Origin of the sequence: Janibacter sp. LM (assembly GCF_039631275.1) — a bacterium.
Taxonomy (GTDB): domain Bacteria; phylum Actinomycetota; class Actinomycetes; order Actinomycetales; family Dermatophilaceae; genus Janibacter; species Janibacter terrae.
Map to the genome: position 1 here is coordinate 58,654 of NZ_JBDIVG010000029.1, position 11,449 is coordinate 70,102.

At 64.9% G+C, this 11,449-nt stretch carries 8 protein-coding genes; 1 reads left to right on the forward strand and 7 read right to left on the reverse strand.

Annotated elements, in window-relative coordinates; genetic code table 11:
* Positions 1-64 precede the first annotated feature (64 nt).
* Complete coding sequence (locus ABC138_RS14760) at positions 65-904, forward strand: glycosyltransferase (RefSeq protein ID WP_345914161.1); 840 nt, start codon at positions 65-67, stop codon at positions 902-904.
* Here ABC138_RS14760 and ABC138_RS14765 read toward each other — a convergent pair.
* From ABC138_RS14765 to ABC138_RS14795, 7 genes are all read right to left on the reverse strand, one after another.
* A complete protein-coding gene (locus tag ABC138_RS14765) occupies positions 894-1,613 on the reverse strand; it encodes a DUF6270 domain-containing protein (RefSeq protein ID WP_345914162.1) in 720 nt (239 codons plus the stop codon). The genes ABC138_RS14760 and ABC138_RS14765 overlap by 11 nt on opposite strands.
* Positions 1,610-4,888 (reverse strand): glycosyltransferase, encoded by a 3,279-nt coding sequence (locus ABC138_RS14770; RefSeq protein WP_345914163.1) that lies wholly within the window; start codon positions 4,886-4,888, stop codon positions 1,610-1,612. Before ABC138_RS14770 ends, ABC138_RS14765 begins: the two co-directional genes overlap by 4 nt.
* Positions 4,885-7,296 (reverse strand): FkbM family methyltransferase, encoded by a 2,412-nt coding sequence (locus tag ABC138_RS14775; protein WP_345914164.1) that lies wholly within the window; start codon positions 7,294-7,296, stop codon positions 4,885-4,887. Before ABC138_RS14775 ends, ABC138_RS14770 begins: the two co-directional genes overlap by 4 nt.
* On the reverse strand, positions 7,296-9,221 hold the full coding sequence (locus ABC138_RS14780; protein ID WP_345914180.1) for a glycosyltransferase: 1,926 nt from the start codon (positions 9,219-9,221) through the stop codon (positions 7,296-7,298). Before ABC138_RS14780 ends, ABC138_RS14775 begins: the two co-directional genes overlap by 1 nt.
* Before the next feature lie 61 nt (positions 9,222-9,282).
* On the reverse strand, positions 9,283-9,516 hold the full coding sequence (locus tag ABC138_RS14785) for a hypothetical protein (RefSeq protein WP_345914165.1): 234 nt from the start codon (positions 9,514-9,516) through the stop codon (positions 9,283-9,285).
* Positions 9,517-9,774: 258 nt separating this feature from the next.
* Positions 9,775-10,059 carry a hypothetical protein gene (locus ABC138_RS14790; protein WP_345914166.1) on the reverse strand — a complete coding sequence of 95 codons (285 nt, stop codon included), beginning with the start codon at positions 10,057-10,059 and terminating at the stop codon, positions 9,775-9,777.
* A gap of 73 nt (positions 10,060-10,132) precedes the next feature.
* Entirely contained in the window at positions 10,133-11,128 is a 996-nt protein-coding gene (locus ABC138_RS14795; RefSeq protein WP_345914167.1) for a hypothetical protein, read from the reverse strand.
* Positions 11,129-11,449: the final 321 nt, after the last annotated feature.

An 11,449-nucleotide genomic window follows, 5' to 3' on the forward strand; every position in this document is an offset into this window, starting at 1 on the left:
CCCGGCTTGAAGCGTCGGCAGCGGTAGTCGCCCACCCCGGGCAAGTGAGCAGGATAGGACGAAGATGCATTTCGTTGGATACACCCGATTTTCGCTCTTTCTGCCAGGTTCCTCCGCCTGGCACGCAAGCAAGAACGCATCAGATCGGGACGCATATCTCACACGTCTATATTCCCCCGAACGGATGGAGCCGAGGATCGATATATTCGTGAACCGCTCCTTGCCTCAGCTTGACGCTTCCGCTAAAGAACACCAGTTCCGCCACATGGTTTCCTACTCTAAGGAGATGCCCACGCCGTGGACGGACATACTCCACGACGCCGCGCGAATGTATCCATGGCTACTTCTGGACGAGTATGTAGACGGCGTGGGGCAGCATAATCTGGATCGAGTGGCGAGCGAACTTGTGGCCAGTACGGGGGGCGGGCCACAGATATACGGAAGTTTCCGGCTGGACGATGACGATCTCCTGCCCGTGAACTTCTTCGATCGCTGCGCTGGCTCAATGTCTGATGCTACCGTCGGCATGTACATCTCAATGAGCAAGGGCGTCACTGCTCTCTACCGGGATGGACAGTTCTCAAATTTCCGTGAAGTTACTGTTCCTAATATCGCTATCGGTCTGCTTGGAATTTCGCGGATTGAATCGAATGGAAGGTGGACGGTGCCGCCTCGCTACGCCTCGCATCATCGGGTGGATGAATTCGCGCCGGTAATCCTTGACTCGCGTGACTTTGGATATATTTGGACACGGCATGCGGAACAAGACACGGTCTATGAAGCGCTGCCCGATCGGAAGGACGCGATTATCACGACGAACATGGGTAGAAATCCCGAGGTCTCGGACATGGATCGTGTAATCACGCTGTTCCCCACAGCTTTCCGCGAAGGCCTCACGAACTGACTATCTGGGAAAGCTTCTCTCGGAAGTCGGCGTAATAAGCAGACGTGTAATGGAAGGGAGACGGGCCCCACTTATGATCACGAGTGGCACGAACCAATGACGGTTCGACCTGAATTCGATGACTCTGGGGGATGTCTCTATCCATGCGGGAAGACAGTCGACCGAGGTATTGATTGGCCCTGTCGATGACGGGCCTCGGGTAAACGGGGCTCTCTCCGGCAGCATCGTCAAAGCCGGTGGCCCATATGGCCCTGTGAACAATCAGCCGATCGAGAATGTTTGCCCTCGTTAGTTCGGTCACCATCTGGGTCCAGCCGCGCTCCCACATTTGGTAGTGGTCGTCGGTCATCGATGGGACGATTTTCACCCCTTCGGGCAGTGCAACATTCATTGCTCGAAACTCGTTAGAGATTGTGCAGACTCCACCGTCAGGCCAAAGTGCCAGGGAGAACCTCTCGTCGATAGGATCGTAGATGAGCGCATCTGTGTCATCGTTAAGAGGGATGAGGCGGGAGGTTTTCTGAATGTCCCATTCGAGCATTCTTCGCTGAAATGGCGACGTGACGAGATCGGTGGGGAACTCAAAAGCCGGCGTGTCGCCATACATGCTCCCGAGGGAAGACCGCGCCACGTAGTGGGTTGGCACAATCGGCGGGCCGATCTCGAAGGCGTCGCGTGTTACGCAGCTTCCGATGATGGAAATTTTCATAAGCGGCGGCACTCGTTTCCGATGGTTTGATTAATGACGCTGACTTCTTGGGGGACGATGAAGTGTGCCCCACATTGGCCGCGAACGCGCGAGGAAGCGGCAGTTGAGAGTGACTTGAACAGGTTGCTATCGAACGCCAGGCTCCAAATCCCCTCCGCTAGTCCCTGGTGGTCCTCCGCTTGGGCAAGTATGGCGCAAGTGTCGTCCACAAACTCCGGTACAGCAGCGACCGCTGAAGTGACAGGCACTAGGCCCGAACTCATTGCCTCGTCCCGGGAGACACCTTGAGTGTCGCTACGAGTCGGGACTAGCAGGACTCCGTGCTCCCGGTGAACTGCAGCAATCTGCTCGTGAGTCAAAAAGCCCTGATGGATCTCAACGTTGTTGAGCCTTCGTAGCGGCTCGACGGTCTCCTGGAAAAGGGGTCCGTCGCCATAGAAGGTGAAATGCAGATCGTCGAAGCCCTCTCGATGTTCAAGGTCAAGGACTGCCTGAACTGCGAGGTCGTTGGCGTAAACGCGAGTGTGGTACGGGCGGATAGACAGGATCCGTTTCCGGAGCTCGGGCTCCTTCTCCCTGTAGGCGAAGAGCTCGGTGTCGATGGGGTTGTGGATGATCGAGTACTGAGCCTCGGGGAGCCTCTTGCCGATGTCCTCGAAAACGCTCTCGGCGAAGGTGCGCGACACAAAGACGAAGTGGATGTTCTCGGGTAGGTCGTGGAAAACTCCACGCCAGAAGGTCATCCGCTCATCAGAGACCTGCTGCGCTTCGGCCAGTTCGGCTTCTGTAGCGTAGTTGAAACGTCGACGCCACCATGGCTGGATCTCGAACCCATGGACCCACACCACGACCCGTCCGCGATGTTCGGCAGTTTTCAGGACCTTCCAGAGTCCAGGGGAGAGGGTGTGGACGACCAATGTCCGCTCAGGCTGCTCCGCCAATGTCGTGCTCAGTACCTCGGGAGAGATCGTTGCGACGTCCACATTCTCAAACTCACGGAAGGCCGGTGCGGGACTCGGCGCGAGCAGGACGACCTCGGTGTGCAAGTCTGCCTGGTGGTAGCGCCGCAGCCGGGTGTGGACGAAGGCGTTGCGATACAGGTTGTCGTATGAGGGGTATATGTTCGAGATGACGAGGTGGTCCGCCGTTGGCAGCAGAGGCAACGGGGGTGGCAGGAACTCCGCTAGATACAGCACATCGAGTTGGGTCGTACCCGGTCCGCTGACACGCAAGCCCCATCTGACGCGCGTGCAATTGTCCGGCACCGTGAAAGTGATGTTCCGTCGGTGGCCGACCAGGGCGTGACCGATACGTCGGTCCTCGTCGTCGAGGAAGTACACGACGAGCATGGCGTCGAGACCGACCGGGATGTCGAGGTAGACCGTCATCTCATCGTGCAGGACATCGGGCCTTGGAACAGTGCCGCTGCAGTTCCAGTAGACATGCTGGCCCGCCGGAAGCGTGGACGTGAGTTCAAGAGCCTGAGTGAGGGTCTCGGACATGGTGAGCTCGGGGTGGGGGGGCAGGTCGGCCAGGATCTCGGCGAGGCGCAGCCGTGGGAGGAGCTCCTCCGCTGAATCATCCAGATGGAGGGAGGCGGCGAAGTTCCTCAAATCTGTCAGCGAGAGACCTGTGTCGACGTCCAAGGTTGACGCGGGCGACAGCGCAGCTGCCGATGCGGTGGCACCCCCTGCGACGAACTCGACCGGTCCGACGGCCAGACCCGGGCCGTGGCTGAGCTCGGACGCGTCCTCAAGATCCAGGTCCCATGGCAATGAATCCCAGTCATCGACCAGCATCAGCGAGCGTGCCAGCAACAGGTTCGGTTGCATCGACCACTGCGTTCCCGCGTCGTCCCGTCGTGCCGTGCTCCCGCCGTCGAAGATGAAGCGCTCCACATGACCGCAGGCCGCTACATCCGCGAAACGCAGCCCCAGAATCAGATCCTCGAGGTAGTGGGGGCCGTACCACGCGTCCTTGTCGAGCCATCCCAGATGGGTGCATCCCTCCACCAGCCCTGTGGCGGCGATGCTCGCTCGGTCGCCGTAGGTGACGCGAGGGTCGTCAAGAGCCGTCGATCCGGCGAGTACGAGGAGCCGCCAGTCGGTGTGACTCTGGGCGGTCAGAGCCTCCAGGACAGTGCGCTCCTCGAACTCGTTCGACGGCTCCAGCACGAGGAGGGGCCGTTCGATCGTCTCCGACCTCAAGGTTGCCCCGCTGTGCGCAGCGATGAACGCAAGACGTTCCGCATAGGTGTGCTCGCGGAGGACCTTTCTCAGAGCCATGGCCCGAAGCCGCTCGTTCCCGTTCGGCTGGGTCTCGAGCGCATCGAGTCGACGTCGCATCTCGACGCCGGAATCGGTGCTGATCGATAGCTGGCCGAACATGGCGCGGAGGCCTCGGGAGAAGTTGCTCACGACCAGGGTGTTCGAGGCCATGACCTCGAAAACGCGCCGAGCGAACATCGACTGGGACTGCTTGACGGAGTTGAGGTTCAGGTTGGTGGTATACCCCTTGTAAGGAATGGCGAGCATGTCAGGCGTCAGGGCGCCTCCAACGATCATGGACTGGTACTCGTCAGGAAACTGGTACCCCGGCGTGTGCTTACCCAGGTTCCGGTCGTAGATGTCGAACCGCCGGCTTCCCGTGGACAGTTCGGCTGAGAGCTCCGCTAGGTCCGCCAGACGCTCGGGGTAGCGCTCGTAGTAAGCCCCCGCAAATGCGCATCCGTCAATGCGCTCGAATTCCTCGATCGGGTTGGACTCAGCGGGCTGGGCCGCGAAGGGCAGGAAGTGCACATTCGTGTGCCCAAGATGCTGCTTGTACCTCGGTACACAGTCAAGGTCCGTGGTGAAAACGGCGTCAAACATACTCGCTGTTGTCAGGAAAGTGTTGAAGTGGACGGGATCTTCTTTGTTCCAGAACGCCGTAGGGATGCCACGGCTCCGGCACCACTGGACGATTCCGGTCAGCTCGGCACCGTGACGGTGGACGGTGTTCCACCAAGTCTGCTTGTGCCCCCGCCATGCGGACTCCACGAGCAGCAGGTCCGGCTGAGCGGCGGAGATCTCGACGAGCCAGTTCTCCATCGTCAGCGGTGCCAGGTCAGCCTCTCCGGCGAAGGAGTTGTACGAGAACTCGTCCAGGATGCAGGCCACGACAAGATCTCCGGCCCGCCCGGCCCGACGGCGGACGGGGACCGGGTTTATGCGCCGCCGGCGGTTCTCAACGTCGGCGGGGACGACGGGCGTCGGGGCCATGCCTGGCGCGGTCATCGATAAATCTCCTTCTGTGCTCCCGTGTAGATGGCGTACAGACGCGGGATGAGCAGCCAGAAGCCCTTCCATGTGCGTGCGTCGCTCAACGCCCGCCCGGCGCGATAGGTCTGGCTCCCCCGGAGATCCCGAGCCGTCCTCCACCGTCGGTCGGACTCGGCGCGCTCTTGCTCCAGCTCGCTCTCGAGCAGCTGGCGCCGTCGAGCCCCCTTCTCGAGGCGGACTCGAAGCTCAGCCGCCTCAAGCTGCCGGACTTCGACGATCCGGTCGATCTCGAGCTGACGGGCTTCGATGATCCCTTCGAGATCGACGATGCGCTGGCGGCGATGGCGGTTGTTCCGTGCGAGGTGCTGGACGTGCTGGTTACGCTCAGCACCTTCGGCGACCAATTGCGCGATCCGGCCGCGTTCTTGGTCGAGCTCGCCTAGCAGCTCTCCAGACCGGTCGGTCTGCTCCGCGAGGGACATTCTCAGCTCGGCGGCTTCAGCGCGGAGGGTCTCCAGCTCCTCACTCGATGTGGCGACGTACCTCCGCAGGACGTCGAAGTCCTCCCGGTACCGCGCCTGCCTATGACGCAGGTCGGTCAGCTCGGTGTCGCGCTCTGCGAGGGTGTGGTGGGCGTGGTCCCGTTCGCCGGTTAGGGCCTCGATCTGGTGGCGGGCGTCGTCCAGGGCCGCCTGGGCTTGGTCGCGGCTGGTGGTGAGGTCCTCGAGCTGGGGGCGCAGGTCGGTCAACTCGGTGTCGCGCTCGGCGAGGGTGTGGTGGGCGTGGTCCCGTTCGCCGGTTAGGGCCTCGATCTGGTGGCTGGCGTCGTCCAGGGCCGCCTGGGCTTGGTCGCGGCTGGTGGTGAGGTCCTCGAGCTGGGGGCGCAGGTCGGTCAACTCGGTGTCGCGCTCGGCGAGGGTGTGGTGGGCGTGGTCCCGTTCGCCGGTTAGGGCCTCGATCTGGTGGCTGGCGTCGTCCAGGGCCGCCTGGGCTTGGTCGCGGCTGGTGGTGAGGTCCTCGAGCTGGGGGCGCAGGTCGGTCAACTCGGTGTCGCGCTCGGCGAGGGTGTGGTGGGCGTGGTCCCGTTCGCCGGTTAGGGCCTCGATTTGGTGGTTGGCGTCGTCCAGATCCGCTGTCGCCTCGTCCCGCTCTCGCTGGAGCACGCCGAGCTCTTCTGCACCCGTCTCCCGCTCTTCCTCCCACCCGCGGCGTTCGTCCGCGACAGCCGCCTCGATCTCCCTCAGTCGCTGACGGAACTCCGCGACCTCCCGGGAGTGCGTCTCGCGCGCGTCCGACAGCTGTCGACGCAACTGCTGCCCGGCCTCCAGGAGGGTTGTCACCCGCTCGTCGTAGTCCACCGCCAGTGTCGTGTGCTTGCTCGTGAGCTCAGCGAGCTCGGCCTCGAGCCGCCGGGCACGATCGACGGCTCCCTGTCGCTGCTGCTCCGCGCGCTCCGCTCCCTCCTCCGCTGCGGTGACGCGTTGCCAGGCATCGGGATTCTGGGCGTCTGCGGCCGACGTGAGCTCGTTGACACGATCGGCCAGCCGTGCGTTCCCTTCAGCGCTCTTCGCCTTGAGGTCCGCCAACTGCTGCGTGACGAGCCGATACTTGCGGTTCGCCTCCTCGAGGGAATCGCGGGTGGAGAGATAAGCAGCATGGTCCGAGTAGAACCTCTCCATGAGTGCGGTGATCGGGGTGCTCATGGCCTGGGTGGTCGTCCTGTCCCCGTGGACGAACCGGTGTGTTGGGGAGGCGTTGTAGACCGAGTCGAAGCGATAGCCCCGAGGCTGCAGGAACTCGACCACGTCCCGGTAGCACTGGATGTCCAGGCACTCGATCCAGACGTCCGGATGGTCGCGCTTGAGGAGTTCCGCGGCCCCTTCGAGGACCAGCCGCTCGTGCCCCTCCACATCGATCTTGAGGGCCCGAATCCGTCGTTGGGGCATCTCGTCGTCGAGCCGGATCACCGGCACTGTCGAGCCCTCCGCGCCGGGCTCGGTGGAGAGGTGCTGGCCGCCGAGGTTGCCTATCGCATCGTCCACGAGCACTCCCTCACCGGGTTCGTCGGAGACCGCTGCCCGTCGGACGCGGATCCGCTCCCCGAGCTGGTTGACGGATACCGACTCCTCTATGGCGGTGGTGAGCCGCGCGTCGGGCTCGTAGGCGACCACGTTCACGCCCACGACACCAGCGAGGTACAGGGTGTGGTTCCCGACGTTCGCGCCGATGTCGAGGACGAGGTCGTCGCTTTCCAGCGTCGCAGCCATCGCCTGGAGCATCTCGTGCTCGTAGGGCTCGCCGGTCGTGCTGATCTGTCGCTGGATGTAGTCCGATCCCGCGTGCGGAAGGCAGATCCGGTAATCCGCGCCGTCGACGGACACGAGGGTGAGAGGGAAGTGCGCTGGGAGCGGTGAGGCTGCCATCAGATCGCCTTTCGGTGCAACAACGTCTGCGGGTGTTGATTCGGCTCGACGGCTGGAGAACCCCATCCTCCCCCGGCAAGAGCGTCCACGGCCGCATCCAGGCCGACTCCGGCCGCAAGCATGTCGGCGTTCGCGACCATCTCCGCGTCGGTCGCCCCCCACGTGTGACGTTCAGCACCGCTCCTCACCTGGACGAAGCCGAACCGGTCCGCAGAGTAAATTCGGCCTCCGTCGGCTGAGACTCGACGCAGCAGCTCGCTGTCCTCCCCGATGAAGGCGTCCGGGAAGCGTTGCTCGAGCGCGACCGAGCGCGACATGACCATCGTGGGTCCAGCGACGAAGTGGCTGAAGCGGTGCTCCCACTCGGGGAAGCGCACGATCAGCGCACCCTGGCTCTCCAGGTACATGTGATGGGCGTGCTTACCGACCACATCGGCGCCGGAGTACTCAAGCGCCGCGAGACTGTCGAAGAGGTAGTGCTGCCCGTACTCGTCGTCATCGTCCATCTTGGCCACCACTTCGCCGTCCGCGGCGTCGACGAGGCGGTTCAGGCACGATCCGAGAGATACATCCTGGTCCTCGCGAAAGACGACGAGGTCTTCGATGCCGTGCTCGGCGGCTAGCGCCCGCGCCCGCGCCTCATGGTCAAAGCCGTGCATGAGCAGCGCCAGCTGCACCGGCACCTCACGCTGACGGGCCACCTGGGCGATGACGTGCTCGAGCTGGTGCGGGCGGTTCGTCGAGACGAGCGCCGTCACGGTCCGCGCCTGCCGGACGTGCTCGTCCAGCCCCACCCGATTCAGGACTTCGTCGACCCGCGCTGCATAGGTGTGCTCGCGCCAGATCCGGCGCTGGGCGAGGTGGGTGGTGCGGTCCCGCAGTAGAGGGCTGCGCACGAGAGCCCGGAGCATCCACTCCGCCTCCTGCGGCTCGTCGACCCGGATCACCTCGTCCTCGGGGAAGACGGCATCGAGCGCGGGGCTAGGTGTGGAGACGACCGGCGTGCCGCACGCCGAGATCTCGAAGACCCGCCGGGCACACATGCTCGGGCTGCCGACGACCGAGTTGACGTTGAGGAAGACCTTGAAGACCCGGTAGGCGGTCAGTGTCTGCAGGTAGCTCAGCGACCCGACGACGTGCTCGTCCAGCAGGGGAGGGAACTGGTACTCCGACTCCTTCCCGTGGAAGCGCGAGAAGATCTCGAGCCCGTGCTCCATCCGGGGCGAGACCCTTGAGGCCGCCCCCAGGAGCAGGTCCATCTGTGCGCGGCGCTCGGGGAACTTGTGGGCGAAGTACATGCCGGCGAAGGCGATGTCACGGCTTGCATGGCCACCGGCCGGGCGGATGGGGTTGTGGATGCGCTCCTGGGCCGCGAAGGGCATGACGCCCACCCGGTCGTGGCCGAGCCGCTCCCGGTAGCGCGGCAGCATCTCGACGTCGGTGGTGAGGACATGGTCGAAGAGGGATGCGGTGTCGACGAAGTCGTGGAAGTGGACCGGGTCCTCCTTGCACCAGAAGACGGTCGGTACACCCGCCGAGCGGCAGTGCTCGACGAGGGCGACGAGCTCGGGGGAGGGGGCCTTGGACCCGGTGAGCTGGTACCGCCAGGTGCCGCCGTTTCCATGCCAGGCCGACTCGACGAAGAACAGGTCGAGGCCCTCGGCCACCTGACTGCGCCACCGGGAAGGTGTCACCTCGATCTGGTGCCACTCGGGGGCCAGAGCCAGCCGGCTGAAGTCGTCGAGGACCACCGCGACCCGCAGGTCGGGTCGTCGCGGAGGCCGGTCTTGCATCGGCCACTCCGGGAAGTCGGTGCCCGTCACGGTCGGGACGCCGCCACCGACGCGCTGGCGTCGCCGCCAGGTCCGCAGCTGGCGGACGCCGCCCTTGCGCAGGTGCCACAGAGCCGTACGGGCCGCGGACATCGGCACGGAGTTCCCCCTTCGATCGCTGCCCACAACATATCTCGCGGCGTCAGTCACCGAGTCAGCGGATCGCCGTCCGCATCAGGGTGGGGCCGACGGGGTGGAGAAGCTGGTCGTCCAGGATCGCGATCCGTCGGGTCGTCACCCCTCTCGACACCGGCGCCGCGACGCGCAGGGTGACCGGGTCGATCGCGTACACCTTGTCGAGGGCCTGCAGGTAGATGTACCCGCCGTGGCTGGCGAGGTCGGAGTTCTGGTACGCGTGCTGTACGGGTTGGGGGCTGGGGGTGACCACGAGCGTCCGCAACGTCGCGCCCGTCCTCGGGGACCAGCTCGAAGAGGGCCCCCGAGTCGGCCGTCCAGATGGTGGCGTCCAGCCCGACCATGATCGGTCCGAAGGACTGGACATTCGCGCGCAGCTGGACCTCCCAGAGCTTCTGGCCCGTCGAGGCGTCATAGGCGAAGACCTTGGCGCCGTCGTCCGACGGCCGGGCCCCGGGGCCGCCCCAGCGAGAGGTGCCGTCGTACACCACGTCGGCGGCGGCAGCCACGCTCACGATCGACTGGCTCGGGACGGTGTTGCGGATGAACCGGGGGTCGCGGTGGCGCTGTCGATGATGCTGAGCCCGTCGCCGCGCACGCCGTACTTCGGCACCGTCCCGAAGTAGGTCCGGCCACCCGACGTCGCCCACGCGAGCGGGCCGTCCTGCGTGTGGGTCGGTCCGAGGGTCGTCAGGAGGGCCGGGTTCTTGCCGTCCGACCACGGCTGCGTCGTGTCGTGCCGGAAGATCCGACCGTCGGTGTAGGTGCCGAGGTGCTGGTGGTGACCGCTGCCCACGGAGCCCTCGACCTTCCTGATGACCGCACTGCCGGAGAGGGAGGACGTCTTCGGGTACTGGGTCTTAAATCCATCAGCCGGGTCGACGATGGACAGGCTCGGGCCGCCGAACCGCGCGCTTGCTCCGGGGGGTGAACCGATAGAGCGCGCCGCTGTTGCCGCCGAGATAGATCTTGGCGTCCTGGCCGGCGGTGATCGCCTGGCCAGCGCTCATGCCGGGCAGGTCGATCGTCGTCTCGACGCGGTTGGTCTGGATGTCGAGGAGCTGCAGCTGCGCCGGGGTGCCCGAGACGATCGTCACCAGTTTCGGTCGCCCGCCGACCACCACGATGTCACTCGTCTTGGTCTGCGCCTCACCGTCCACAGGCGTGCCGAGGCTGGTGGTGGTGGTGAATGTCGGGATGGGCGCGCCCGGCGTGGGAAGCACGCTGAAGGCGTCCCAGTAGGAGTGCGCCGTGCCGGCGACCGAGGTCTGCGGTCGCACCGTGACGTAGTGGGCGCTCGTCGGTGCGACGGGCTTCGTCGCGATCAGGCCCCACCGGCCGGAGGGCTTGCTGCCGGACACCGTCTCGGAGGTCAGGGGTCGCTTGTCCGCGTCGTGCCACGCCACCGCGAGCGACGAGGTGCCACGTACGGGGAAGACCCAAGCGCGCACCGTGTGGGTGACCGACGGCTGGACCGGGACCAGGTCGCTCGTGGCCCGTGCCGCGCCGGTCGTGGTGGCGTCGTCGAGCTCCGGGGACCATCTGCCAAGTGGGGCCTGAGTGGTGGAACGGCTCGCCTTGGCTCCGCCACTGGTCGTCACGGTCCACCCGGGGACGGGTTCATAGGACGTCGGCGTCGCCTGGGCCCCGCTGTTCGTGACGAAGGGCGTCAGCAGGGTCACCGCGTCCCACCAGACAGTGCCGCGACCGGCCGCACTCGAGGTAATCTGCAGCTCGCCGTAGCGAGCACCTTCCGGGGCAACGGCGTCGATCGAGACCCTCTGCCACACCATGGTTGCCCTGGAGGTGGCGCGCTGGCTGCGGTCGATGAGCCTGGAGTTCGCGTCATACCAGCTGATACGCATCAGCTGGCTTCCGCCGGTCTGGTAGGCGTGGCAGCGACGTAGTAGGTCCGACGGGGGTGGGCCTCGAAGCGCGGTCGGGTGGCGGAAGCGGCCGCAGTGGTGGACGTGTCGTCGACCATGAGCAAACGGGATCCGGAGATCGCTCGGCTGCTGGAGACCACCACGCGGTTCGGTGAGGGGGCACTCGTCCACCACCCTTGCGGGGTCAGCCCCGTGGACTCGAACTGACCCCAAGCCTCAGGACCCGCAGTGATCGGTACAAGGACGCTCGCGCTCGGCACTGCGACGGAGCACGAGAGCACCCGTCATGACGCTGAGGGC

Coding starts and splice junctions, on each gene's coding strand:
- ABC138_RS14760 (WP_345914161.1), top strand. CDS start 65: ATGCATTTCGTTGGATACACCCGATTTTCGCTCTTTCTGCCAGGTTCC.
- ABC138_RS14765 (WP_345914162.1), bottom strand. CDS start 1,613: ATGAAAATTTCCATCATCGGAAGCTGCGTAACACGCGACGCCTTCGAG.
- ABC138_RS14770 (WP_345914163.1), bottom strand. CDS start 4,888: ATGACCGCGCCAGGCATGGCCCCGACGCCCGTCGTCCCCGCCGACGTT.
- ABC138_RS14775 (WP_345914164.1), bottom strand. CDS start 7,296: ATGGCAGCCTCACCGCTCCCAGCGCACTTCCCTCTCACCCTCGTGTCC.
- ABC138_RS14780 (WP_345914180.1), bottom strand. CDS start 9,221: ATGTCCGCGGCCCGTACGGCTCTGTGGCACCTGCGCAAGGGCGGCGTC.
- ABC138_RS14795 (WP_345914167.1), bottom strand. CDS start 11,128: ATGCGTATCAGCTGGTATGACGCGAACTCCAGGCTCATCGACCGCAGC.